Raw genomic sequence first — 22,760 nt, 5'->3', positions numbered from 1 at the left:
ATCGTTCGTCTGCACCGTGGTCGTACGCCCGGTCATGCCAGTTCCTCCCGGATCCTGATCCGGCTCGCCACGAGCCGCGGGTCCCGCTGCTCGACGGCCGGTTCCCGGGTGCGTCGCCAGTCGGTCAGCGCGGTCCGGATGACCATGCGCGCCGGCCGGTCCGGGTCGACGTACCGGAAGATGAACGAGGTCGTCACGATGGCGAGCGAGATCTCCCAGGCGGGGAACAGCTCGACCTGGAGCGTGAACAACCAGTGGATGAACATGTAGAGGGGCACGAGCAGCATGAACAGGCCGTACTGGGCGTACGGCAGGTGGACGGGAAGGGTGTACCCGGGCGGCCCCAGATAGACGAGGCGTGCCCGGTAGATGTCGTCGTCGGTGCGCAGCCGCATCGTCGCCCAACGTCCTACTCGAAGATCAGGTTGATCAGGTAGTCGCCGATGAAGAAGAGTGTGGCCGCGCCGGCGATGAAGGCCAGCCCGATGATGGCGATCGCCGAACTGGTCAGCACCTTGGAGATCTCACCGCGGCTGGCCCGGCCGATGAAGATCACTCCGAGGACGGCCAGCAGGATCGGCGCGATCTTGCTGGCGAAGAAGGTGACGACGTTGTCGGTGTCGATGCCCTTCGGTGCCGGCTCGGCGAGTGGAGTCGACGCCAGCGCGTGGAGCGCGTGGTCGACGGCGGTCGACGCCGTTGCCATGAGCTCGATGGCGATCACTGGAAACCTCCCCAAGGTCGCGGCCGGCGGTGCCGCGGTGGTGGTGCAAGTAGACAAGCCTGGCGGGATGGTGCTCGGCAGAGACGACGCTGTCGAAGCTGCGTCCGTCGCCCACCACGAAGAGTGGTGAGTTTTGGGGGGATTCTTCCCGCTTCGGCCCTCCCTCCAAGCTTCGCCATCTTGATGCTGGGCAATTCCAAAGCGTACGGGCCGGCCCCCTTTGCGACAAGCGGTGAAGAGTCGACCCCGAACGACCCCGGTGTCCGATCGTACACCTGTTCCAATACGCACGTCAGGGGTGCCGCGTCGCGGGATCGCCCGGTGGCGGGAAGCCCGTCGGGGCAACGGTAGTGTCGGCGCCGTGACCGATCTGGTACGGGCGCAGGCCCCCGTGGTGATGGGCGTCCTCAACGTCACGCCCGACTCCTTCTCCGACGGCGGCAGATACGCCGATCTGGACGCGGCCGTCGCACACGGGGTGCGACTGCGCGCCGACGGGGCGGACCTGATCGACGTGGGCGGCGAGTCCACCCGGCCCGGCGCCGACCGGATCGACCCGGCCACGGAGATCGCCCGGGTGCTGCCGGTGATCCGCGAACTGAGCGCCGCCGGCATCGCGACCAGCATCGACACCAGCCGGGCCCGGGTCGCCGAGGCCGTCCTCGCGGTCGGCGCCGCCGTGGTCAACGACGTCTCCGGCGGCCTCGCCGACCCGGACATGGCCCGGGTGGTCCGCGACGCCGGCTGTCCCTGGGTGCTGATGCACTGGCGGGGCCACTCCCGGCAGATGCGCGACCTGGCCCACTACACCGACGTGGTGGCCGACGTCCGGACGGAGTTGCTCCGCCGGGTCGACGCCGCGCTGGCCTCCGGCGTCGCCGCCGACCGGATCGTGGTCGACCCGGGCCTGGGATTCGCGAAGACCGCCGCGCACAACTGGGAACTCAGCGCCCGCCTGCCCGAACTGGTCGACCTGGGCTTCCCGCTGCTGTTCGGCGCCAGCCGCAAGTCCTACCTCGGCCGGTTGCTCGCCGACCCGGACGGCGGGCCGCGGCCGACCGACGGTCGGGAGGCCGCGACCATCGCGACGAGCGTGCTCGCCGTCGCCGCGGGCGCCTGGGGGGTACGGGTGCACGACGTCCGCGGCACCGCCGACGCGCTCGCCGTCTGGCAGGCCACCGGCAGCCCGCGGTTGGTCACGGCGACGCGGACCGAAGCGGCCACCGCGGGAGCGCGGGCGGCGGTGCCGGCGGCCGACGGGCCGGTGGCGACGAGCGGAGACGACCGATGACCGACCGGATCGAACTGACCGGCCTGCGCGCGCACGGCCGGCACGGCGTCTACGACTTCGAGCGCGCCCAGGGGCAGGAGTTCGTGGTCGACGCGGTGCTCGAACTCGACCTCGGCCCGGCGGCCCGCTCGGACGAGGTGGGCCACACCGTGCACTACGGCGAACTGGCCGATCGGCTGGTCGCGGTGGTCACCGGGGAACCGGTGAACCTGATCGAGACGCTCGCCGACCGGTTGCTCGCGGTCTGCCTGGACGAGCCGCTGGTGGTCGCCGCGACGGTGACCGTGCACAAGCCGGAGGCCCCCATCGCGCACGCCTTCCGGGACGTGGCCGTCACGATGCGGCGTACCCGGTGAGCCGGGCCGTGTTGTCCGTCGGCAGCAACCTGGGCGACCGCCTGGGCCACCTGCGCGCCGCGGTGGACGCGCTCGGTGACCGGGTGGTGCTGGTCTCCGGGGTCTACGAGACTCCACCGTGGGGGGACGCCGACCAGCCCGCGTACCTGAACGCCGCGGTGATGGTCGCGGACCCGGCGGCCGGCCCCGACGACTGGCTGGCGCGGGCCCGGGCCGCCGAGGCGGCGGCCGGACGCACCCGGGACCCGGACCGGCGGTACGGGCCCCGCACGCTCGACGTGGACGTGATCGCGGTCTGGGACTCCGCCGGGCAGCCAGTGCTCCGGGACGATCCGGAGCTGACCCTGCCGCACCCCCGTGCCCACCTGCGCGCCTTCGTGCTCCGCCCGTGGATCGACATCGAACCGCACGGGCGGCTGCCCGGGCACGGCTGGCTGACCGACCTGCTCAACGCCGAACCGCTGGCCGGGGAGGCTCTGGAACTGAGCCCTCGACCCGATCTGACGCTAGAGTCGGACGCATGACCCGGTGCGGTGAGGCGGCCGTGCGGGACCCGCAGTCGCGAGCTGAGGAGGCGCGGTGAGCACGGCCCGGTCCCCGCAGGAACCCAACCGTTTCCGGATGGGCCCGACCCGGGGCTCCACACTGGTGGTGGCCGGTCTGGCCGCCGCCGCGGCGGCCTGGCTGCTGATCAGCGGCTTCTATTACGACTTCGCCCCCGACCTGCCCTGGCTGCCGGTGATCACACTGGCCGGGTTGGCCGTGCTGGAGGGCTACGCGGCGGCCAACACCCGGAGCCGGATCGAGCGGCGGCCCGGCCGGGAGCCGGTGAACCCGCTGCTGGTCGCCCGCTTCGTGGTGCTGGCCAAGGCGTCCGCGCTGGCCGGGGCCATCTTCGCCGGGTTCTACGCCGGCCTGACCGGTTGGCTGTTCGTGGAGCGGACGAAGGCCGCCGTCGGCGACCGTCCCGCCGGGTTGGGTGGCCTGGTCGCCGCCCTGGCGCTTGTCGCCGCCGCGCTCTGGTTGGAGCGTTCGTGCCGGGTGCCCGACCAGGAGGACGACGAGGACCGGGAGCCGGACGACCGGGAGACGCCGCGCGGGCGTCGCTGAGCGGAGGGCTTTCGCCCACCCCGGCCCGGCGGTACCGTGCCTGGCGACCGGAGAGTGACGGCCGCCACCGGTTCGCCCCCACGGGCCGGACGCGGCCACCTGGGAGGCGCGGGCGATGACGTACGACGATGCGGGCCGGTCGGCGTTTCCGGACACCCCGTCCGGCGTGCCCGCCGCCGTACTGGAGAACGTCTTCGACGACCCGGCCCACGGCGAACCCGGCCGGGACCGGGTCGCGGTGCACGTGCTCTGGGAGTTCCTGCTGCTGGCCGGGCTGGCCGCGGTGACCTGGCTGCTCTGGCGCGAGGACGCGGACGCGCTGCACGGCACCGCCCTGAAGACGTTGCTCGTCGACGTGGCCGGCCTCGGCCTGCTCACCCTGGCCGCCGGCCTCAGCCTGCGGGCCGCCGCGCCGAACCTGGCGGTCGGCCCGGTCGCGCTGGCCGCCGCGCTGCACTTCGCCGAGCAGGGCGACCGGGGGCAGCGGGACGCGCTGCTGCCGGCGTTGGCGGTGGCGGCGGCGGCCGGTCTGGCACTGGCCCTGGCAGTGGTGGTGCTGCACGTGCCGGGATGGGCGGCGAGCCTGGCCGGCGCCGCGGGGGTGATCGTGTACCTGGAGCGGTACACCGGCCCGGTCGACGTCCAGGGCGACTACGACCCGCGCCGCAACGCGCTGTACCTCTTCGTGGGGTTCGCCGCGGTGGCGGTCCTCGGGGGTCTCTTCGCGGCGATCAAGCCGGTGCGCCGACTGATCGGCCGGTTCCGCCCGGTCGCCGATCCGGCGCGGCGACGCGGCGTGGCAGCGGCCACGGTGACCGCGCTGGCGCTCGTCGGCGCGACCGTGCTGGCGGCGCTCGGCGGGGTGCTGATCGCCACGAACGGGGACGGCCGGGTCACGCCCGGCACCGGGCTGGACTGGACGGTGCTGGCGATCGGCTCGGTGCTGCTCGCCGGCACCAGCGCGTACGGCCGGCGCGGCGGCGTCTTCGGCACCCTGCTGGCGGTCTGCCTGGTGGTGGTGTTCCTGTCCTGGAGCGCGGCGCAGGACTGGACGGTCAGCCGATGGGCGGTGGGTGCGGTCGCGCTCGGAGTCGGGCTGGTCGTCACCCGGCTGGTGGAGACGTTCGGCCGGCCCCGCCCGTCGGGCGCAGCCGACCGGTCACGACCCGTCCGCGACGGCGCGACAAGCGGCGGGTGGGCCCTGACCCCGTCGTCCGCGCCGACCGACACCTGGCCGGCGGTGCTGCCGGTACGCGAGCACGACGACACCCCGGTGGAGGGGTGGGAGGCGCCGCGTTGGGACAGCGAGCCGCGGCGTTGGGACGCGGACGGCCGCTGACCCGACGGGGCCGTGCGTCGGTGGGCCGGAGCTGATCTCGCCGGTTAGGCTCGGCGGCATGACCGAAATTCCTGCCCCCGGTGGCCGCACCTTCGACGAGGTCGACAAGCTCTCCACCGAGGAGTTGCGCGAGCAGGCGTTCCAGTTGGCGCGGGAGCGTCGCGACGTGCGGTTCTTCTGGTCGGTGCTGCGGCACCTGCCGAACGCCGACGAGGCGGCGGCCCTGGACGGCGCGCCGAACTCGGTCGGCCCGACCATCGACGAGGCCAACGCGCTCTGGCGGGAACTGACCGGGCACGGCTACGCGGAGCACGAACCGCTGCTGCGCGCCGCCTTCATCGACTACCTGATGAAGCACTGACCCGATGGCCGTCCGCCGGCCCCCGGCGGTCGCGCGTACGCGCAGGTTTGCCCGGCGCGGCCGGCCGGGCACTGATCAACCCATGGCCCTGAGCAACCGCCCCCGCACCGTCCCCCGGTACGGCACGGCCGCCGGCACCGGCGCGCTCGCCGCGTTCCTGCTCGTCGCGGTCGGCGGCAGCCCGATGTACGTGGACTGGGCGCAGAACCACACCGACCCGACCGGGGCCGGTGGCTGGTTCCTGCGGCTGCTGGCCTGGCCGGCCTGGCGGTGGCAGGCCGACGAGGGGGTGCTCGCCACCAACCTGCGGGCGATCCTGCTGATCGTGCTGGCCGCCGTGTTGCTCTACCTGCTGCCCGGTCCGCAGGTGGACCGGGTGGCCGCCTCGGGCAGCCAGTTCCTCTCCGGTTGGGGCGCGTACGCCCTGGCCGCCGGGATCACCGCGCTGCTGGCCACGCTCCTGGGCCCGAACGGCACGCTCTACGCCGCGTTCCAGGCCGCCAGCGTCGGCGTCGCGTACGGCTTCTTCGCCGGCTGGATCGTCGGCCTGGCCAGCCTGGGCGGCCGGGCCTGACCTCCGGCCCCGCGGGTCGGGGCGGCGGGCGGGCGGGTCAGCCGGTTCAGTCCGCCGCGCCGAGGCCGAGCACCCGGGCCCGGGTGAGCAGCCCCATCGCCCGGCCGTCCTCGGTGACCACCGCGTGGTCGGCGCCGGAGGTGAGCAGCGTGCCCAGCGCGGCGTAGGCCGAGTCGCCGAGCGTCACCGTCGGCAGGCCGGTGCCGCCGTCGGTGGGCAGCGGGTCGAGCACCGCGCGGGTCACCGGGGTGACCGCGAGCCGCCGGATGCCCCGGTCGGCGCCGACGAACTCGCGGACGAAGTCCGAGGCGGGCGAGCCGAGCAGGGTGGCCGGGGTGTCGTACTGTTCCAGCCGGCCGCCCTCGGACAGCACCGCGATCCGGTCGCCCAACCGGACCGCCTCGTCCAGGTCGTGGGTGACCAGCACGATGGTCTTGCGCACCTCGGCCTGCAACCGGAGGAACTCCTCCTGCAACCGGGTCCGGACGATCGGGTCGACGGCCGAGAACGGCTCGTCCATCAGCAGCACCACCGGGTCGGCGGCGAGCGCCCGGGCGACGCCGACGCGTTGCCGCTGACCGCCGGAGAGTTCGTGCGGGTAGCGCCTGCCGAACTGCGCCGGGTCGAGGCCGACCAGGTCCAGCAGATCGTCGACCCGGGCCCGGGTCCGCTGCTTCGGCCAGCCCAGCAGCCCCGGCACGGTGGCCACGTTGGCGGCGACGGTCTGGTGCGGGAAGAGTCCGACGTTCTGGATGACGTAGCCGATGCGGCGGCGCAACGCCACCGGGTCGACCCGGGTGACGTCGTCGTCGCCGAGCAGGATCCGGCCGCCGGTGGGTTCGATCAGCCGGTTGATCATCCGCAGCACCGTCGACTTGCCGCACCCGGACGGGCCGATCAGCACCACCAGTTCGCCGGCCTCGACCGCCAGGCTCAGCTCGCGGACCGCCTCGGTGCCGTCCGGGTAGCGCTTGCGGATGCCCTCCAGCGTGATGGACGCCGCGCCCTGTCCGGCGGTGCTCCCCGGGGTACCGTCCACCTGTGTTCCTCCACCTGAGCCACCGGGCCGACCCGGGTAATCCGTGGTTCTCCTGGCAGTACGTGCGGGACAACTCTGACACGATCCTCGCCGCGCTGCGGGAGCACACCTGGTTGACCGCGCGGGCCGTGGTGATCGCCGCGCTGGTGGCGCTGCCGCTGGCGGTGCTGGCGTACTGGTTCCGCTCGCTGTCGGCGTCCATCCTGGCGCTGACCGGGGTGCTCTACACCGTCCCGTCGCTGGCGTTGTTCGCCTTCCTCGCGCCCTACCTCGGCATCGGCGCGGTCACCGTGCTCACCGTGGTGGTGCTGTACGCGCTGCTGGTCATGGTGCGCAACGCGCTGGCCGGGTTGCACCAGGTCCCGCCGGAGGTTCGGGAGGCCGCCGAGGGCATGGGATACGGCAGGTGGGGACGGCTGTTCCGCATCGAGCTGCCGCTGGCGCTGCCCGGCATCCTCACCGGCGTACGGCTGGCGACCGTGTCGACGGTCGCCCTGGTCACGGTGGGGGTGGTGGTGGGCCGGGGCGGGCTCGGTCAGCTCATCTTCGCCGGCTTCCAGAACAACTTCTACAAGGCGCAGATCATGACCGGTACGGTGCTGTGCGTGCTGTTGGCGCTGGTGCTCGACCTGGTGCTGGCCGGGGTGGGTCGTCTGCTCACCCCGTGGCTGCGGGGGACGCCGTCATGAACCCCGTCGAGCAGGCCGTCGTCTGGCTGAACGACCCGTTGAACTGGACGAACCCGGGCGGTGTGCTGGACCGGCTGGGTGAGCATCTGACCATGTCCGCGTGGGCGGTGCTGCTGGGCTGCCTGGTGGCCTGGCCGGTCGGGTTGTGGCTCGGGCACCGCGGCCGGGGCGGTGGGCTGGTGCTGCTGGTCTCCAACGTCACGCTGGCGGTCCCCACGCTGGCCCTGCTGACCATCCTTCCGTTGACCTTCCTCGGGTTCGGCCGGCCGGCCGTGGTGGTGGCGTTGGCGGTCTTCGCGGTGCCGCCGTTGCTGGCGAACGCGTACACGGGGGTGCGGCAGGCCGACCCGGAGGCCCGGGACGCGGCCCGGGGGATGGGGCTCTCCGGCGGGCAGGTGCTGCGCCGGGTGGAGCTGCCCCTGGCGGTTCCTTACCTGGCGACCGGGTTCCGCACGGCGGCGGTGCAGGTGGTGGCCACCGCCGCGCTGGCGTCCTTCGTCAACGGCGGCGGGCTGGGCCAGATCATCCGGGCCGGGTTCGGGCTGGACATCGCCGCGGGCGGTGGCCAGATCATCGCCGGTGGGGTGCTGGTGGCCGGGCTGGCGCTGCTGGTCGAGGGCGTGCTCGCGCTTGTGGAGCGGGCGGTCACGCCGCGTCCGTTGCGCCGGGTGCGGCGGCGGGCGAACCGCCGCGCGGCGGCGGCGACGGCTGGCGGTTGACCTCTCGGTGACGATCCGGTGACGAAAACGCCTCCGGGTTTGTCGGTGGGGGCCGGCAGGATATTGGCTGGAGTCGCGGGTGGCCGTCCGGATCGCCCGTCGGACACGCGGCCGGCCCTCGGGGCCGCGCCGGGACACGGAAGGCGGGCACTGATGCGCGCTCGTACACGCCTGGCCGCGGGGGCGCTCGGTGCCCTCACCGCGGCTGCTCTCCTCACCGGCTGCGGTGACGCCGGCTCGTCCGGCACCGACGCCCCCGAGCAGGGCGCGTCGGGCGCGGGTTGCGCCCCGGTGGCGGGTGACGAACTTGTCGTCCTGACCGACGACAAGAAGCTCCAGAACACCGACAACATCCTTCCCGCGATCAACGCGAAGGCCGCCACCCCGCAGCTGGTGGCGGCGCTGGACAAGGTTTCCGCGGCGCTCGACACCCCCAAGCTGATCCAGCTCAACCGGGCGGTCGACGTCGACCGGAAGACGCCGCAGGCCGCGGCGCAGGAGTTCGCGACCGCCAACGGGGTGACCGACGGGATCGCGAAGGGGCCGGGCGGCCAGATCACGGTGGGCGCCGGCGACTTCAGCGAGAGCCAGACCGTCGCCGAGCTCTACAAGATCGCCCTCACCGCGGCCGGCTACCAGGTCAAGGTGCAGACCATCGGCAACCGGGAGCTCTACGAGCCGGCTCTGGAGAAGGGGCAGATCCAGGTCGTCCCGGAGTACGCCGCCACCATGGCGGAGTTCCTCAACACCAGGGCCAACGGCAAGGACGCCCAGCCTGTCTCGTCGCCGGAGCTGGACAAGACGGTCGCGGCGCTGAAGACCGCCGGTGACAAGGCCGGCCTGGCGTTCGGTCAGCCGTCCCCGGCGCAGAACCAGAACGCGTTCGCGGTCACCAAGGCGTTCGCCGACAAGTACGGCGTGGCCACGCTCTCCGACCTGGCGGCGAAGTGCTCGGGTCAGGCCACCGTGCTGGCCGGGCCGCCGGAGTGCCCGCAGCGGCCGAAGTGCCAGGCCGGTCTGGTGGAGGTCTACGACTTCAAGGCCGGCTCGTTCAGCTCGCTGGACGCGGGCGGCCCGCAGACGAAGAACGCGCTGAAGACCGGTGCCGCCAGTGTCGGGCTGGTCTTCTCCTCCGACGCCGTGCTCGCCACCAGCTGACCCACCGCCGCCGGCCGGCACGCCGCCGGCCGGCGGCACACGTCGACGGAGCGTCGCCGAGACGTTTCCCTTCGCGGAAACTCTCGGTAATCTGCTCAGCCATGCCCGCCTCGGTCGCTCCCACCGGCAAGCGCACGCCCGGCTCGCTCACCGTCCTGTTCTGGGTCGGGGTGGGGCTGGCGCCCCTGGCGGCGCTGATCCTGCTGGTCGGCGACGGCAGCAGGTCGCTCCGCTTCGGCGCCGTGCTGGCGATCCTCGCCGTGCTGCTCATCGGTCTCTCCGTCGCGCTCCGACCGCACAACACCGCCGGTGCGGTGTCGGCCGAGGAGTTGGAGCAGCTCCGGCGGGAACTGCGGGCTGAGATCGTGGCCGCCGCCCAGCGCGGAAACCACGCGCTCGACCAGGCGGGGCGAGCGGAGGAGTTGGCCGACGCGGTGCGCCGCCGACTCGACGCGGCCGCCGCCGGACTGGCCGCCGGGCCGGCCGGGGAGCGCCCGAGCGCGTCCGCCCGGGTGCCGGGCGTCGGCAGGTACGAGCCGGCGGGGGCCTATCCGAGCGGCCGCGACGAGGACGGGCCGAGCCGGCCGACCTATCCGGGCCCTCCGGGAGCCGGTGCGGAGCCCGCCCGGGGGCGCCACGACGCCGAGCCGGCCGGGGCCGCCCGCCCCACGCGTGGGGCGGGCGGTGCGGCGCGGGTGCCCGAGTCGAAGTCCCGCCCGGTCGGCGTGGTCCACCACACCGAGACGGTGCACGTCACCACCCGGCACACCGTCGTCGGCGGCGGCGATCCGGGCGGCCACCGGGCGGCGGGGCACCCCGCGTCGGGCTGGGCCGACCGTCCGCACGCCGGCTGGTCCGGGTCGGACGACCCTGGTCGGGGCGCGCCCGCCGGTGCCGGCCCGTCCTGGCCCGGGCAGCGGGGCGGCGGCGGGTGGGACGACCACCACCGCCGCGACGACGACCGGCCGCGAGCGACCGACGCCGGCTTCGGGCCGGGCGACGGTTTCCCGGCGGGCAACCGCGTCGGGCCGGGCGACCGCTTCGACGCCGACGCGGCCGGTGCCGGGCACGCGTGGACCGAAGCCGGGCAGTCGGGTGCCGGGCACGCGTGGACCGACGCCGGACAGTCGGGTGCCGGGCATCCGTGGGCGGGCACCGGTGAGGCGTGGGCGCCGCGTACCCCGGATGTGGGCTGGTCCGCCGGGCCGGGCCGGGCGGCCGCCCACGAGCACGACTGGTCGGGGTCCGGCGGCGGGCCGGCCGACCCGGGCACCCGGGCGGCCGGGGACGGCGACCCCTGGTCCGAGGTACGGGCGGGCAACCGGTGGGCGGCGGTCCGCGACGACGGTGCCGGCCGGGAGTACCGGCTCGGCGAGCGGCGGTCGGCGGCGCACTCCGACGGCGCCGGCACCGAGTACCGGGTGGAGGACAGGTGGGCCGCCGTACGCGGTGCGCCCGCCGGCGGGCCGACGACCGGCTGGTCGGAGCCGAGCGCTCCGGCGCTGCCGACCGGCGGGGTGCCGGCACCTGATGCCTGGCGGCCGCCGGCCCAGCGCAGCGGCCAGCCGCAGTGGCGCCGACCCGAACCGCAGTGGCGCGACGGGGAATCGGAGTGGCACCGTCCGGGGCCCGACGGTTACGACCGGCCGGGCCGGGCAGACGACGCCGAACGCTGGCGCTGACCGCCCGCCGGAGCCGCCCGCCGGGGCCGGGCGGTCACTTGTCGATGTCGCCGACCACGAAGAACATCGAGCCGAGGATGGCGATCAGATCCGGCACCAGGCAGCCGGGGAGCAGCGTCGACAGCGCCTGCACGTTGGCGTACGAGGCGGTGCGCAACTTGAGCCGCCACGGCGTCTTCTCGCCCCGGGAGACCAGGTAGTAGCCGTTGATGCCGAGCGGGTTCTCGGTCCACGCGTAGGTGTGTCCCTCCGGTGCCTTGACCACCTTCGGCAGCCGGGTGTTCACCGGGCCGCTGAGCCGGTCGACCCGGTCCAGGCACTGCTCGGCGAGGTCGAGCGAGACGTACACCTGGTCGAGCAGCACCTCGAAGCGGGCGTGGCAGTCCCCGGCGGTCTTCGTCACCACCGGCACGTCGAGCTGGTCGTAGGCCAGGTAGGGCTCGTCCCGGCGCAGGTCCAGGTCGAGCCCGGAGGCCCGGGCGACCGGCCCGGACGCGCCGAACGCGGCGGCGTCGGCGGCGGACAGCACACCGACCCCGGCGGTACGGGCCAGGAAGATCTCGTTGCGCCGGATCAGGTGGTCCAGGTCGGGCATGCGTCGGCGTACCTCGCCGATGGCGGCGCGGGCGCGGCCGGTCCAGCCCGACGGCACCTCCTCCTTCAGGCCGCCGACGCGGTTGAACATGTAGTGGATCCGCCCGCCGGAGACCTCCTCCATCACCGCCTGGATGGTCTCCCGTTCCCGGAACGCGTAGAACATGGGGGTGATCGCGCCGATCTCCAGCGGGTAGGAGCCGAGGAACATCAGGTGGTTGAGCACCCGGTTCAGCTCGGCCAGCGCCATCCGCAGCCAGGTGGCGCGCTCCGGCACCTCCATGCCCATCAGCCGCTCGACGGCGAGCACCACGCCCAGTTCGTTGGAGAACGCGGACAGCCAGTCGTGCCGGTTGGCCAGCACGATGATCTGCCGGTAGTCGCGTACCTCGAAGAGTTTCTCCGCGCCCCGGTGCATGTAGCCGACGATCGGTTCGGCGGCCACCACCCGCTCCCCGTCGAGGACCAGGCGCAGCCGCAGCACGCCGTGGGTGGACGGGTGCTGGGGGCCGATGTCGAGCACCATGTCGGTGCCGAGCTGTTCACCGCCCGCGCCGGTGCCGACGGTCAGCTCGCGGAGGTCACCGGTCGTCATGCCCGTCATCGTGCCATGACGGCGTCGAGGTCGACGCCGACCGGCTGCCGTAGCCACAGGTGCCCGCCGAGCCCGGCCGGGTCGGTCAGCTCGGCCGCCGCCGACGCCGTGGCCAGTGCCCGCAGGTAGCCGGCCGGGTCCCGGGAGGCCAGCGCCAGTGGCGGTCGCCCGCCGTCGGCCCCGAGCGCCCGCAGCGCCTCCCGCTGCGACACCAGGCTGTACGCGCACCGGGCGACCCGCGCGCCGGCGGAGGCGACCGAGTCCATGGCCACGTGGGCGGTCACGTCGCACGACCCGTCGGGAACCGGCGGCACCTGCCGCCCGTCCCGGTATCCGGTAAGCGTCCCGTCCACCGGCCGTGCCTGTCGCAGGTGCCCGTAGTCGACGGCCAGCGCCAGCCCGCGCTCGACCCGTCCCACGGCCCGCGCCCACGCCTCGTCCCGCCCCCGCCCGATCTCCACCCGCCCGCCCTCCTCGGTGTTGATCAAGGAGTTGGGGTGGTGATCCGGGCCTTCGGCCGACCCGAACTCCTTGATCACCGGAGTGGGGGGTGGGGGCGGCCACCAGTGGGTCAGCCAGGTGGTGTCGGTGGGGGAAAGGGCGGGGCCTGTGGTCTCCAGGCCGGTCGCGGGGTCCACCAGGACCAGGCGCCAGCCCGCCGGGGTGTGCACGGCCACGTCCAGGGGGACGTTGTCCAGCCATTCGGTGGCCAGGAGCAGGCCGGTGATCCCCTCGGGGATGTCGTCCCGCCAGTCGATCCGCGGGGGCAGGTCGGCCGGGCGGCCGGCCCGCTCCACCGCCACCGGGTGCAGCCGGGCGGCCATCTCGGGCGTGGCCCGCGCCAGCAGCGCCCGGAGCAGTTCGCCCCGCCCCGCGCCCACGTCGACCAGGTCCAGCCGGTCGGGGTGGCCCAGTGCGACGTCCACCGCGTCGAGTTGCCGCAGCAGGCAGGCGGCGAACACCGGTGAGGCGTGCACGCTGGTGCGGAAGTGCGCGGCCGGGCCGGGGCCGGCGACGAAGAAACCGTCGGGCCCGTAGAGCGCCCGTTCCATGGCATCGCTCCAGGGCAGCGGTCGTGCGGCTGTCACCGTGCCGACCCTACGGCCCCGTCGCGGTCCCCGGCCCGCGCGACCCGTCGCCCCGGTGGCGGCCGTCGGGACGTACCCGGACGGGCGGTTTGCCGCCCCCCGGTGGCGGGCCTTCCCGGTGGCCGGTGAAGGTTTTCACACCTTCTTGTTACCGGTCCGTCACCCGGGCGCATACTTGCCCTCGACCGGTACCCCCTTCGAGGACTGGATCGCCGCCATGAGCGCACCACTGCGCCCGCCCACCTTCCCCCGTGCCCTGACCGTCGGTGTGCTCGGCGCGGGCCGGGTCGGCGCGGTCCTCGGCGCGGCCCTGGCCGCCGCCGGCCACCGGGTGGTCGCCGCGTCCGGCGCCTCGGGCGCGTCCCGCGCCCGCCTGGCGCTGCTGCTGCCGCAGACCCCGCACCGCCCCGCGTCCGAGGTGGCGCGGGCCGCCACCGACCTGCTGATCGTCGCCGTACCCGACGACGCCCTCGCCGCGGTGGTCACCGACCTGGCGGCGGGCGGCGCGTTGCGACCCGGCCAGGTGGTGGCGCACACCTCCGGGGCGCACGGGTTGGCCGTACTGGCCCCGGCCGCCGAGGTAGGCGCCCGGCCGCTGGCGCTGCACCCGGCGATGACCTTCACCGGCTCGCCGGACGACCTGTCCCGCCTGACCGGCAGTTCCTACGGGGTGACCGTCCCGGCCGAGCTGCGCCCGTTCGCCGCCCGGCTGGTGACCGACCTGGGCGGCGTGCCGGAGTGGGTGGGCGAGGCCGACCGGCCGCTCTACCACGCGGCACTCGCGCACGGCGCCAACCACCTGGTGACCCTGGTCAACGAGGCCGCGGACCGGCTGCGCGACGCGGGGGTGGACCGGCCGGAGAAGATGCTCGCCCCGCTGCTTCGCGCCGCGTTGGACAACGCGCTGCGGCTGGGCGACGACGCGCTCACCGGCCCGGTGTCCCGGGGTGACGCGGGCACCGTACGCCGGCATCTGGACCGGTTGGCGCGGACCGCGCCGGAATCCGTACCGGCCTACCTGGCGTTGGCCAGACGGACGGCGGACCGCGCGGTCGCGGCCGGCCGCCTGCGCGCGGCGGACGCGGTGGAACTGCGGCGCGTGCTGGACGAGACCGAGATCGCGGCGTGAGCGGAAGGAGGCGCTGATGGTGGACGTGGCGCACACGCGTAAGGAGTTGGCGGCGGCCCGGAACGCGCTGACCGGCACGGTCGCCGTGGTGATGACCATGGGCGCGCTGCACGCCGGTCACGAGACGCTGCTGCGGGCGGCCCGCGAGCGGGCCGACCACGTCATCGTCACGATCTTCGTGAACCCGTTGCAGTTCGGCCCGAACGAGGACTTCGACCGCTATCCGCGCACGCTCGACAGCGACCTGGAGGTCTGCCGCCGCGCCGGCGCGGACCTGGTGTTCGCGCCCCCGGTGGCGGAGGTCTACCCGGGGGGCCAGCCGTCGGTGCGGCTGGACCCGGGGCCGCTCGGCGCGGACCTGGAGGGACTGAGCCGTCCCGGGTTCTTCCACGGCGTGCTCACCGTGGTCCTGAAGCTGCTCCAGCTCACCCGGCCCGGCCTGGCGTTCTTCGGCGAGAAGGACTACCAGCAGCTCATCCTGGTCCGCCGGATGGTCCGCGACCTGGACGTGCCGACCGAGATCGTCGGCGTGCCGACCGTGCGGGAACCGGACGGCCTGGCGTTGTCCAGCCGCAACCGCTACCTGTCCGCCGACGAGCGGCGGGCCGCGTTGAGCCTGTCCGCCGCGTTGCGTGCCGGCGCGGCCGCGGCCGAGCGGGGCGAGGACGGCGGGGCGGTGCTGACCGCCGCGCACCTGGCCCTCGACGCGTCGGCCGTCCGCCTCGACTACCTGGTGCTCACCGACGTCGACCTGGAGCCCGGCCCGGTGGCCGGCCCGGCCCGGCTGCTGATCGCGGCCTGGGTCGGCGCCACCCGCCTGATCGACAACGCGGCGATCGACCTCGCGCCGCGTTCCTGACCCCACCACGAAGCGAAGAGGCATCCCGATGCTGCGGACCATGCTCAAGTCGAAGATCCACCGGGCCACGGTGACGCAGGCCGACCTGCACTACGTCGGTTCGGTGACGGTGGACGAGGACCTGCTCGACGCGGCGGACCTGATCCCAGGCGAGCAGGTCGCGATCGTGGACATCACCAACGGCGCGCGCCTGGAGACGTACGTGATCCCGGGCCGGCGGGGCAGTGGCGTGATCGGCATCAACGGCGCCGCCGCGCACCTCGTGCACCCCGGTGACCTGGTCATCCTCATCTCGTACGGGCAGATGGACGACGTCGAGGCGCGCGCCTACCGTCCGCGGGTGGTGCACGTCGACGCCGACAACAGGGTCGTCGACCTGACGGCGGACCCCACCACCGCCGCCCCCGGCACCGCCGGCGACCCCACCCCCAACCCCCTGGCCGCCGCCCCCGCCTGACCCACCCCTGCGGCGATCGCGGGGTGGTGGGCCGGGGCAGCGCTCTGTCACCGGAAGGTCATTCTCGGCTACCCTGGGCGGGCCGTCGGGGATCGACGGTCGTCGGCTGGGGGAGGCCGCGATGCGCCGAGCGCTGAGGTTGGCGGTCGCCACGATGCTCGCGGTCGCCGCGACCCTGACCGGGTGCGCCGGCACCGGCGGGTCGGACGGCGACCTCACCGACGACTGGGCCCCGATGGGCCGGCCCGGCCCGTTCACCCCGGCGGCCGGTGTCTGCCAGGTCGCCGACTTCACCCCGACCGTCGGCCTGGCCGCGTACGCGCCGGTCGGCTGCGACGTGCCGCACCGGGTGGAGACGACGCACGTGGGGACGTTCACCGTCGAGCGGCCCGATCCACCGACGCTCGACTCGCCGCAGATGCGGGCCGCCTTCGCCGAGTGCGACACGCGGACCGGCGGCTACGTCGGCGACGACTGGCGGGCCGGGCGACTGCGGCTGTCCGTGGCGATGCCGACGGGTGCGGGCTGGGCGGCCGGCGCCCGTTGGTTCCGCTGCGACCTGACCGAGCTGACCACGGTGGAGCCGGCGGCCACGGTGGTCACCCGCACCGGCAGCCTGCGTGGCGCCCTCAAACCGCCGTCCCGGCTGCGGCTGGGCTGCCAGCGCACCGGCCGGGACGCGCGCCGCGTGCAGACGCTCACGCCTGCCGACTGCGCGGTGGCGCACGACGCCGAGTTCGTCGGCGCGTGGGCGGCGCCGGACCGCCCCTACCCGAGCAAGCCGGCGGACTGGGCCCCGCTCTACACCGGCTGCTTCGGTGCGGTCGCCCGCTACACGGGGGTGCCCGCCGACGCCGGCCTGCGCTACCGCAGCGACGTGGTGGTCCGCCCGCCCGGCGCCCGGCGGTGGGCGGTGGGCGACCGGGGCGTCCGCTGCTACCTGTGGCTCAGTGACCGCCGGGTGACCACCTCGCTGAAGGGCGCCGGCCCGGCCGGGCTCCCACTCCGGACGAGGTAGCCGAAAGCACTCGTCCCGCCCCCGGCGCCCGGGCCGAGGAAGCTTCGGGTTGACTTGTGCCCATGGACCTACCGACCGTCGACCTGCCCGCGCTGCCCCGGCTGCTGGCCGCGCCCGCGCCCGGCTGGGTGGAGACGACCGACGTGATCGTCGTCGGCTCCGGTGTCGCCGGGCTCACCGCCGCGCTGCACCTGCGCGAGGCCGGCCTGCACGTCACCGTGGTCACCAAGGTCGACATGGACGAGGGCTCGACGCGCTGGGCGCAGGGCGGCATCGCGGCGGTGCTCGACCCGGCGGACACGCCGGCCGCGCACGCGTACGACACGGAGGTCGCCGGCGTCGGCCTCTGCGACCCGGCGGCGGTCCGCGCGCTGGTGCAGGAGGGTCCGGCCCGGCTGCGTGAGCTGATGCGTGTCGGGGCGGAGTTCGACCGCCACCCGGACGGCTCGCTGATGCTCACCCGGGAGGGCGGGCACCGGGCCGACCGGATCGTGCACGCCGGCGGGGACGCGACCGGCGCGGAGGTGCAGCGGGCGTTGCACGACGCGGTCCGCCGCGACCCGTGGATCCGGTTGGTCGAGCACGCGCTGGTGCTGGACCTGCTGCGCGCGCCGGGGGACGGGCCGGGCGGGCTCGGCCCGGCCTGCGGGATCACCCTGCACGTGCTCGGTGAGGGCAGCGAGGACGGCGTCGGGGCGATCCTCGGCCGCGCGGTGGTGCTCGCCACCGGCGGGATGGGGCAGGTCTTCGCGGCCACCACCAACCCGGCGGTGTCCACCGGGGACGGGGTGGCGCTGGCGCTGCGCGCCGGGGCGGCCGTCACCGACCTGGAGTTCGTCCAGTTCCACCCGACCGCGCTCATCGTGCCGCCCGGTGGACCGGGTGCCGGCCTGGCCCAGCAGCCACTGGTCTCGGAAGCGCTGCGGGGTGAGGGCGCCCACCTGGTCGACGGCGACGGCAAGCGGTTCATGGTCGGCCAGCACGAGCTGGCCGAGCTGGCACCCCGCGACGTGGTGGCCAAGGGCATCCACCGGGTGCTCCTCGCCACCGGCGCCGACCATGTCTTCCTGGACGCCCGGCACCTGGGCGGCGACTTCCTGGCCCGCCGGTTCCCCACCATCGTGGCGTCCTGCCTGGCCATCGGCGTGGACCCGGCGACCGACCTGATCCCGGTCGCGCCGGCCGCCCACTACGCCTCCGGCGGCGTCCGGACCGACCTGCGCGGCCGCACCTCCATCCCCGGCCTGTACGCCTGTGGCGAGGCCGCCTGCACCGGCGTGCACGGCGCGAACCGGCTGGCCAGCAACTCCCTGTTGGAAGGGCTGGTCTTCTCCCGCCGGATCGCCGAGGACATCGCGGCCGGGCTGCCCGAGCAGGCCCGACCGGCGGAGACCGGCGCCTGGGTCGGCGGGCCGGGTCGGCTGGTGCCGGCGGCCGGCACCTCGCAGCTGCAACGGGCGATGACGCGGGGCACGGGCGTGCTGCGTTCGGCGCGGACGATGGCCGCCACCGCCGCCACCCTCACCGAGCTGGGCGCGGGGCGGGGCGTGCCGCGTACCGCCGACTGGGAGGCGACGAACCTGCTCACCGTGGCGTCGACGCTCGTCGCCGCCGCGTACGCCCGGCAGGAGACGCGGGGCTGCCACTGGCGGGAGGACTTCCCGACCGCCGACGGGCGGTGGCGGGCCCACCTGGTGGCGGGGTTGGACGCGGACGGCCGGCTGGCCGAGCGCTGGGAAGGGGCCCCGGACGAGCCGGCGGTAGCGACCGAGGGAGGACAGCGATGAGGGAATCGACGGTGCGGGCGCTGCGGGACGGCGGCCTGGACCCGGAACGGGTACGGCGGGTGGTCGTCGACGCGTTCGCCGAGGACCTGGGGCCGGACTTCCTCGACGTGACGAGCGCGGCCACGATCCCGGTGGAGCAGCGGGACACGGCCGACCTGGTGGCGCGCGCCGAGGGGGTGGTCGCCGGGCTGCCGGTGGCCGCCGCCGTGTTCGAGCTGGTCGGTGAGGTGACCGGTGCGGGGCGTACGGTCGAGGTGTCGGTGGTGGCCCAGGACGGGCAGCGGGTGGCGCGCGGTGACGTGCTGGCCACGGTGACCGGGCCGACCCGCCTGCTGCTGACCGCCGAGCGGACGGCGCTGAACCTGCTGTCGCGGATGTCCGGGGTGGCGACGCACACCCGGGCCTGGGCCGACGAGTTGGCCGGCACGAAGGCGACGGTGCTGGACACCCGGAAGACCACGCCGGGGCTGCGGTTGCTGGAGAAGTACGCGGTCCGGGCCGGCGGCGGCACCAACAAGCGGATGGGCCTGCACGACGTCGCCATGATCAAGGACAACCACAAGCTGGCCGCGGGTGGTGTCGGGCCGGCGTTCCGCCGGGTCCGGGAGGCGTTCCCGCAGCTGCCGGTGCAGGTGGAGGTGGACACGTTGGCCGAGGCGGTGGAGGCGGTCGAGGCCGGCGCCGACTTCCTGCTGCTGGACAACATGACCCCGGCGCAGCTGCGTGAGGTGGTGGCCGAGGTGGGGGACCGGGCGGAGCTGGAGGCGACCGGCGGGCTGACCCTGCAGGTGGCCGCCGAGTACGGCGCGACAGGCGTCGACTACCTCTCGGTGGGCGCGCTGACCCACTCCTCGCCGATCCTCGACATCGCCCTCGACCTGCGCGCCCGATGACCGTCTAGGCTGCCGCTGTGCTGCTCTGCATCGACATCGGAAACACCAACACCGTGCTGGCGACCTTCGACGGTGACAAGCTGGTGCACTCGTGGCGGATCAAGACCGACGCGCGTTCCACCGCGGACGAGCTGGGTCTGATGTTCCGTGGCCTGCTGGCCGGTGACGCCGTGGAGATCACCGGGGTGGCCGCCTGCTCGACCGTGCCGGCGGCGTTGCGCTCCCTGCGCACCATGCTCGACAGGTACTACGCCGACCTGCCCAGCGTGATCGTCGAGCCGGGGGTGCGTACCGGTGTGCAGCTCGCCATCGACAACCCGAAGGAGGTGGGCGCGGACCGGGTGGTCAACACGTTGGCCGCGTACACGCTCTTCGGCGGGCCGTCGATCGTGGTCGACTTCGGCACCACCACCAACTTCGACGTGATCAGCGGTCGGGGTGAGTTCCTCGGCGGCGCGTTCGCGCCGGGCATCGAGATCTCCTTCGACGCGCTCGCGGCCCGCGCGGCGCAGTTGCGCAAGGTGGAGGCGGCCCGCCCCCGGTCGGTGATCGGCAAGAACACGGTGGAGTGCCTCCAGGCGGGCCTCTACTTCGGGTTCGCCGGCCAGGTGGACCGGATCGTCGAGCGGATGTCCGAGGAAATGGGCGAGGTGAAGGCGGTCATCGCCACCGGCGGCCTGGCCTCGGTGGTGCTGGGCGAGTGCCGCACCATCACCCACCACGAGCCGATGATCACCCTGATCGGGCTGCGGATGGTCTACGAGCGCAACCTCTGAGGTGCAAGGAAGGGCCCCCTTTTAACGCCTCCGGTAGAGGAGGGGCCCCTTCTTAACGCGACCGGGCGCGCAGCACGAGCGTGCGGTAGGGCAGTTCGACGGTCTCCCGGCCGGCCAGGTCGGGGTGGGTGGCGAACAGCTCCGTGAGCTCCCGGTCGACCCGTCGCCGCTCGTCGGCGTCGGCGGTCAGCCAGTACGAGCGGGTGTGCAGCATGCCGACCACCTCGTCCGGCGTGAGCGTGGTCGTGTGCGCGAACTCGCCGACCTCGACCGGGGTGAAGGCAGCACCGAAGTCCGCGTACCGCTGTGTCACGTCGTCGGCGTGGTAGCCGAGGTGGGCGATCCGGGTCAGCTCCGCGACCCAGCCGACCCCTTCGTCCCGGACGTTCCAGACCGGCGCGAACGTGCCACCCGGGCACAGCACGCGGGCCACCTCGGCGTGCGCCGACGCCCGGTCGAACCAGTGGTAGGCCTGCCCGACCAGGACCGCGTCCGCCGACCCGTCGGGCAGCGGCAGCGCCTCGGCGCTGCCGGCCAGCGCCGACGTGCCCGGGGTGGCCGCCGCCAGGTGCGCCCGCATCCCGGGGTCCGGTTCCACGGGTACGACGTGTGCCACCGGCCCGCCGTCGTCGGCGAGCGCCAGCAGTCCCCGGGTGAGGATGCCGGTGCCGGCACCGAGGTCCACCACCCGGGCGGCGTGCCGGCCGTCCAGCGCCCAGCGCAGCGCGGCCTCGGGATAGCGGGGACGGAACCGGTCGTACTCGGCTGCGGCAGCGCCGAAGGAGAGCGCCGCAGTGGGGTCGGTCATGGCGGGCAGGTTATCCCGTAACGGTCGGCACGCCGCTTGAGTACGCTCATGTGCTGACCCGCCGATGTTCCCAAGGCCTGAGGAAGCGTGCCGTGACCGAGCAGAACGTCCTGCCAACAGACCCCGCCGACGACCTTCCCGAGCAGATGAAGGTCCGCCGGGAGAAGCGGGACCGGATGCTCGCCGAGGGCGTCGAGGCGTACCGGGTGGGTTTCCCGCGGACCACCACGCTCGCGCAGCTCCGCGAGCGCTACGCCGACCTGCCCACCGACACCGCCACCGGCGACCGGGCCTCGGTCACCGGTCGGGTGATCTTCATTCGCAACACCGGCAAGCTGTGCTTCGCGACGCTGCGCGACGGCGACGGCACCGAGGTCCAGGCGATGCTCTCGCTGGACCGGGTCGGCGCGGAGCGGCTGGCGGACTGGAAGCGCCTGGTCGACCTCGGTGACCACGTCGGGGTGACCGGCGAGGTGATCACCAGCCGGCGGGGTGAGCTGTCCGTGCTGGCCGACGAGTGGGCGGTCACCGCCAAGGCGCTGCGCCCGCTGCCGGTGGCGCACAAGCCGCTGAGTGAGGAGTCCCGGGTCCGCCAGCGCTACGTGGACCTGGTGGTCCGCCCGCAGGCCCGGCAGATGGTACGCACCCGCGCCGCCACGGTGCGCAGCCTGCGGGACACCCTGCACGCGCAGGACTTCATCGAGGTGGAAACCCCGATGCTGCAACTGCTCCACGGCGGCGCGACGGCCCGCCCATTCGTGACCCACAGCAATGCGCTCGGTACGGATCTGTATCTGCGAATCGCGCCAGAACTGTTTCTCAAGCGCGCGGTGGTCGGTGGCGTCGATCGCGTCTTCGAGATCAACCGCAACTTCCGTAATGAGGGCATGGACTCCACGCACTCGCCGGAGTTCGCGATGCTGGAGGCGTACCAGGCGTACGGCGACTACAACACCATGGCCGAGCTGACCCGGAATCTGGTGCAGCAGGCCGCGGTGGCGGTCACCGGCTCGACGGTGGTGACCCACGCCGACGGTCGCGAGTTCGATCTGGGCGGCCAGTGGCGGGCGGTGACGCTGTTCGGTGTTCTTTCGGAAGCTCTCGGTGAGGAGGTCACCGTCGGCACCGAAAGGGCCCGCCTGGTCGAGTACGCGGACAAGGTGGGTCTGTCCGTCGACCCGAAGTGGGGGCCGGGCAAGCTGGCCGAGGAGTTGTTCGAGGAACTGGTGGTGCCGTCCCTGCAGGCGCCCACGTTCGTGCGTGACTACCCGGAGGAGACCAGCCCGTTGACCCGGGCCCACCGCAGCGAGCCGGGGCTGACCGAGAAGTGGGACCTCTACGTGCTCGGGTTCGAGCTGGGTACCGCGTACTCCGAGCTTGTCGACCCGGTCGTGCAGCGGGAGCGGCTGGTGGCCCAGGCCCAGCTCGGGGCGCGCGGGGACGACGAGGCGATGCGCCTGGACGAGGATTTTCTCCGAGCGATGGAGTATGGAATGCCGCCCACCGGCGGTATGGGAATGGGAATCGACCGGCTGCTGATGGCGCTGACCGGCCTGGGAATTCGGGAAACCATCCTGTTCCCGTTGGTCCGGCCGGAGTAGGGTCGCGTCGAACTTCTCCCGGCTCGTTACCCGGTCCTATTGACGGGGCAAGCGGCGGGCAGGTTATCGTTTGCTGGAGTATTGGCAGGAGCGTAACCCTGCTCGAAAGGAAT

At 74.0% G+C, this 22,760-nt stretch carries 25 protein-coding genes; 19 read left to right on the top strand and 6 right to left on the bottom strand.

The genetic code is table 11. The annotated features are described in order from the left end of the window. Positions 1-32: 32 nt before the first annotated feature. Together ACLQ2X_RS14800 and ACLQ2X_RS14795 are read right to left on the bottom strand one after the other, a co-directional pair. Entirely contained in the window at positions 33-395 is a 363-nt protein-coding gene (locus tag ACLQ2X_RS14800) for a hypothetical protein (protein ID WP_425681583.1), read from the bottom strand. Positions 396-409: 14 nt separating this feature from the next. Continuing rightward, positions 410-724 (bottom strand): hypothetical protein, encoded by a 315-nt coding sequence (locus tag ACLQ2X_RS14795; protein WP_425681582.1) that lies wholly within the window; start codon positions 722-724, stop codon positions 410-412. Between the two features lie 361 nt (positions 725-1,085). Here ACLQ2X_RS14795 and folP point away from each other — a divergent pair, with 361 nt between their 5' ends. From folP to ACLQ2X_RS14760, 7 genes are all read left to right on the top strand, one after another. Then, positions 1,086-2,015: a dihydropteroate synthase gene (gene folP / locus ACLQ2X_RS14790; protein WP_425681581.1), complete on the top strand. Its 930-nt coding sequence runs from the start codon at positions 1,086-1,088 to the stop codon at positions 2,013-2,015. After that, positions 2,012-2,371, top strand: coding sequence for a dihydroneopterin aldolase (gene folB, locus ACLQ2X_RS14785; RefSeq protein WP_425681580.1), 360 nt, complete (start codon positions 2,012-2,014; stop codon positions 2,369-2,371). The genes folP and folB overlap by 4 nt, the downstream gene beginning before the upstream one ends. After that, complete coding sequence (folK, locus tag ACLQ2X_RS14780; RefSeq protein ID WP_425681579.1) at positions 2,368-2,895, top strand: 2-amino-4-hydroxy-6-hydroxymethyldihydropteridine diphosphokinase; 528 nt, start codon at positions 2,368-2,370, stop codon at positions 2,893-2,895. Before folB ends, folK begins: the two co-directional genes overlap by 4 nt. Positions 2,896-2,992: 97 nt before the next feature. Beyond that, positions 2,993-3,481 (top strand): DUF3180 domain-containing protein, encoded by a 489-nt coding sequence (locus ACLQ2X_RS14775; protein ID WP_425681691.1) that lies wholly within the window; start codon positions 2,993-2,995, stop codon positions 3,479-3,481. A 115-nt stretch (positions 3,482-3,596) separates the two neighbouring features. Continuing rightward, a complete protein-coding gene (locus tag ACLQ2X_RS14770) occupies positions 3,597-4,820 on the top strand; it encodes an ABC transporter permease (protein ID WP_425681578.1) in 1,224 nt (407 codons plus the stop codon). Between the two features lie 58 nt (positions 4,821-4,878). Continuing rightward, complete coding sequence (locus ACLQ2X_RS14765; RefSeq protein WP_425681577.1) at positions 4,879-5,181, top strand: hypothetical protein; 303 nt, start codon at positions 4,879-4,881, stop codon at positions 5,179-5,181. 82 nt (positions 5,182-5,263) lie between these two features. Next, positions 5,264-5,755: a hypothetical protein gene (locus ACLQ2X_RS14760; protein ID WP_425681576.1), complete on the top strand. Its 492-nt coding sequence runs from the start codon at positions 5,264-5,266 to the stop codon at positions 5,753-5,755. 46 nt (positions 5,756-5,801) lie between these two features. Here ACLQ2X_RS14760 and ACLQ2X_RS14755 read toward each other — a convergent pair whose 3' ends face one another. Next, a complete protein-coding gene (locus ACLQ2X_RS14755; RefSeq protein ID WP_425681575.1) occupies positions 5,802-6,794 on the bottom strand; it encodes an ABC transporter ATP-binding protein in 993 nt (330 codons plus the stop codon). A gap of 2 nt (positions 6,795-6,796) precedes the next feature. On the opposite strand from ACLQ2X_RS14755, the gene ACLQ2X_RS14750 reads away from it, so the two are divergent. The 4 genes from ACLQ2X_RS14750 to ACLQ2X_RS14735 all read left to right on the top strand — a co-directional run bounded on the left by ACLQ2X_RS14750 (position 6,797) and on the right by ACLQ2X_RS14735 (position 11,042). Next, positions 6,797-7,483, top strand: a complete 687-nt coding sequence (locus tag ACLQ2X_RS14750) for an ABC transporter permease (protein WP_425681574.1) — start codon at positions 6,797-6,799, stop codon at positions 7,481-7,483. Next, positions 7,480-8,202 carry an ABC transporter permease gene (locus tag ACLQ2X_RS14745; protein WP_425681573.1) on the top strand — a complete coding sequence of 241 codons (723 nt, stop codon included), beginning with the start codon at positions 7,480-7,482 and terminating at the stop codon, positions 8,200-8,202. Before ACLQ2X_RS14750 ends, ACLQ2X_RS14745 begins: the two co-directional genes overlap by 4 nt. A 153-nt stretch (positions 8,203-8,355) precedes the next feature. After that, positions 8,356-9,360, top strand: a complete 1,005-nt coding sequence (locus ACLQ2X_RS14740; protein ID WP_425681572.1) for a glycine betaine ABC transporter substrate-binding protein — start codon at positions 8,356-8,358, stop codon at positions 9,358-9,360. 101 nt (positions 9,361-9,461) lie between these two features. Beyond that, positions 9,462-11,042: a hypothetical protein gene (locus ACLQ2X_RS14735; RefSeq protein WP_425681571.1), complete on the top strand. Its 1,581-nt coding sequence runs from the start codon at positions 9,462-9,464 to the stop codon at positions 11,040-11,042. Between the two features lie 34 nt (positions 11,043-11,076). Here ACLQ2X_RS14735 and ACLQ2X_RS14730 read toward each other — a convergent pair whose 3' ends face one another. After that, positions 11,077-12,240, bottom strand: coding sequence for an NADH-quinone oxidoreductase subunit D (locus ACLQ2X_RS14730; protein ID WP_425681570.1), 1,164 nt, complete (start codon positions 12,238-12,240; stop codon positions 11,077-11,079). After that, positions 12,237-13,283 (bottom strand): SAM-dependent methyltransferase, encoded by a 1,047-nt coding sequence (locus tag ACLQ2X_RS14725; protein ID WP_425681690.1) that lies wholly within the window; start codon positions 13,281-13,283, stop codon positions 12,237-12,239. The genes ACLQ2X_RS14730 and ACLQ2X_RS14725 overlap by 4 nt, the downstream gene beginning before the upstream one ends. Positions 13,284-13,536: 253 nt before the next feature. On the opposite strand from ACLQ2X_RS14725, the gene ACLQ2X_RS14720 reads away from it, so the two are divergent. From ACLQ2X_RS14720 to ACLQ2X_RS14690, 7 genes are all read left to right on the top strand, one after another. Further along, complete coding sequence (locus ACLQ2X_RS14720; RefSeq protein WP_425681569.1) at positions 13,537-14,448, top strand: Rossmann-like and DUF2520 domain-containing protein; 912 nt, start codon at positions 13,537-13,539, stop codon at positions 14,446-14,448. A 16-nt stretch (positions 14,449-14,464) separates the two neighbouring features. Then, entirely contained in the window at positions 14,465-15,307 is an 843-nt protein-coding gene (gene panC / locus ACLQ2X_RS14715; protein WP_425681568.1) for a pantoate--beta-alanine ligase, read from the top strand. Positions 15,308-15,335: 28 nt separating this feature from the next. Then, positions 15,336-15,764: an aspartate 1-decarboxylase gene (gene panD, locus ACLQ2X_RS14710; protein ID WP_425681567.1), complete on the top strand. Its 429-nt coding sequence runs from the start codon at positions 15,336-15,338 to the stop codon at positions 15,762-15,764. Positions 15,765-15,885: 121 nt separating this feature from the next. Beyond that, the gene (locus tag ACLQ2X_RS14705; protein WP_425681566.1) at positions 15,886-16,782 is read left to right on the top strand and encodes a septum formation family protein; all 897 of its coding nucleotides are present in this window, start codon (positions 15,886-15,888) and stop codon (positions 16,780-16,782) included. Positions 16,783-16,844: 62 nt separating this feature from the next. Beyond that, a complete protein-coding gene (locus ACLQ2X_RS14700; protein WP_425681565.1) occupies positions 16,845-18,569 on the top strand; it encodes an L-aspartate oxidase in 1,725 nt (574 codons plus the stop codon). Further along, positions 18,566-19,462 carry a carboxylating nicotinate-nucleotide diphosphorylase gene (gene nadC / locus ACLQ2X_RS14695; protein WP_425681564.1) on the top strand — a complete coding sequence of 299 codons (897 nt, stop codon included), beginning with the start codon at positions 18,566-18,568 and terminating at the stop codon, positions 19,460-19,462. Before ACLQ2X_RS14700 ends, nadC begins: the two co-directional genes overlap by 4 nt. 17 nt (positions 19,463-19,479) lie before the next feature. Beyond that, entirely contained in the window at positions 19,480-20,238 is a 759-nt protein-coding gene (locus ACLQ2X_RS14690; protein WP_425681563.1) for a type III pantothenate kinase, read from the top strand. Between the two features lie 52 nt (positions 20,239-20,290). On the opposite strand, the gene ACLQ2X_RS14685 is transcribed toward ACLQ2X_RS14690, so the two are convergent. Then, positions 20,291-21,046, bottom strand: a complete 756-nt coding sequence (locus ACLQ2X_RS14685) for a class I SAM-dependent methyltransferase (RefSeq protein ID WP_425681562.1) — start codon at positions 21,044-21,046, stop codon at positions 20,291-20,293. Between the two features lie 92 nt (positions 21,047-21,138). Here ACLQ2X_RS14685 and lysS point away from each other — a divergent pair, with 92 nt between their 5' ends. Continuing rightward, positions 21,139-22,647, top strand: coding sequence for a lysine--tRNA ligase (lysS, locus tag ACLQ2X_RS14680; protein WP_425681561.1), 1,509 nt, complete (start codon positions 21,139-21,141; stop codon positions 22,645-22,647). The last annotated feature ends 113 nt before the right edge of the window (positions 22,648-22,760 follow it).

This window comes from Micromonospora sp. DT31 (genome assembly GCF_049841795.1).
GTDB lineage: Bacteria > Actinomycetota > Actinomycetes > Mycobacteriales > Micromonosporaceae > Micromonospora.
This window is presented reverse-complemented; position numbering and strand designations above follow the sequence as displayed.

What these genes read in the sequence shown, in the direction of transcription:
- ACLQ2X_RS14800 (WP_425681583.1), bottom strand. Translation starts at nt 395, where the DNA reads ATGCGGCTGCGCACCGACGACGACATCTACCGGGCACGCCTCGTCTAT.
- folB (WP_425681580.1), top strand. Translation starts at nt 2,012, where the DNA reads ATGACCGACCGGATCGAACTGACCGGCCTGCGCGCGCACGGCCGGCAC.
- ACLQ2X_RS14775 (WP_425681691.1), top strand. Translation starts at nt 2,993, where the DNA reads ATGGGCCCGACCCGGGGCTCCACACTGGTGGTGGCCGGTCTGGCCGCC.
- ACLQ2X_RS14770 (WP_425681578.1), top strand. Translation starts at nt 3,597, where the DNA reads ATGACGTACGACGATGCGGGCCGGTCGGCGTTTCCGGACACCCCGTCC.
- ACLQ2X_RS14765 (WP_425681577.1), top strand. Translation starts at nt 4,879, where the DNA reads ATGACCGAAATTCCTGCCCCCGGTGGCCGCACCTTCGACGAGGTCGAC.
- ACLQ2X_RS14760 (WP_425681576.1), top strand. Translation starts at nt 5,264, where the DNA reads ATGGCCCTGAGCAACCGCCCCCGCACCGTCCCCCGGTACGGCACGGCC.
- ACLQ2X_RS14745 (WP_425681573.1), top strand. Translation starts at nt 7,480, where the DNA reads ATGAACCCCGTCGAGCAGGCCGTCGTCTGGCTGAACGACCCGTTGAAC.
- ACLQ2X_RS14740 (WP_425681572.1), top strand. Translation starts at nt 8,356, where the DNA reads ATGCGCGCTCGTACACGCCTGGCCGCGGGGGCGCTCGGTGCCCTCACC.
- ACLQ2X_RS14735 (WP_425681571.1), top strand. Translation starts at nt 9,462, where the DNA reads ATGCCCGCCTCGGTCGCTCCCACCGGCAAGCGCACGCCCGGCTCGCTC.
- ACLQ2X_RS14730 (WP_425681570.1), bottom strand. Translation starts at nt 12,240, where the DNA reads ATGACGGGCATGACGACCGGTGACCTCCGCGAGCTGACCGTCGGCACC.
- ACLQ2X_RS14725 (WP_425681690.1), bottom strand. Translation starts at nt 13,283, where the DNA reads ATGGAACGGGCGCTCTACGGGCCCGACGGTTTCTTCGTCGCCGGCCCC.
- ACLQ2X_RS14720 (WP_425681569.1), top strand. Translation starts at nt 13,537, where the DNA reads ATGAGCGCACCACTGCGCCCGCCCACCTTCCCCCGTGCCCTGACCGTC.
- panC (WP_425681568.1), top strand. Translation starts at nt 14,465, where the DNA reads ATGGTGGACGTGGCGCACACGCGTAAGGAGTTGGCGGCGGCCCGGAAC.
- panD (WP_425681567.1), top strand. Translation starts at nt 15,336, where the DNA reads ATGCTGCGGACCATGCTCAAGTCGAAGATCCACCGGGCCACGGTGACG.
- ACLQ2X_RS14705 (WP_425681566.1), top strand. Translation starts at nt 15,886, where the DNA reads ATGCGCCGAGCGCTGAGGTTGGCGGTCGCCACGATGCTCGCGGTCGCC.
- ACLQ2X_RS14700 (WP_425681565.1), top strand. Translation starts at nt 16,845, where the DNA reads ATGGACCTACCGACCGTCGACCTGCCCGCGCTGCCCCGGCTGCTGGCC.
- nadC (WP_425681564.1), top strand. Translation starts at nt 18,566, where the DNA reads ATGAGGGAATCGACGGTGCGGGCGCTGCGGGACGGCGGCCTGGACCCG.
- ACLQ2X_RS14685 (WP_425681562.1), bottom strand. Translation starts at nt 21,046, where the DNA reads ATGACCGACCCCACTGCGGCGCTCTCCTTCGGCGCTGCCGCAGCCGAG.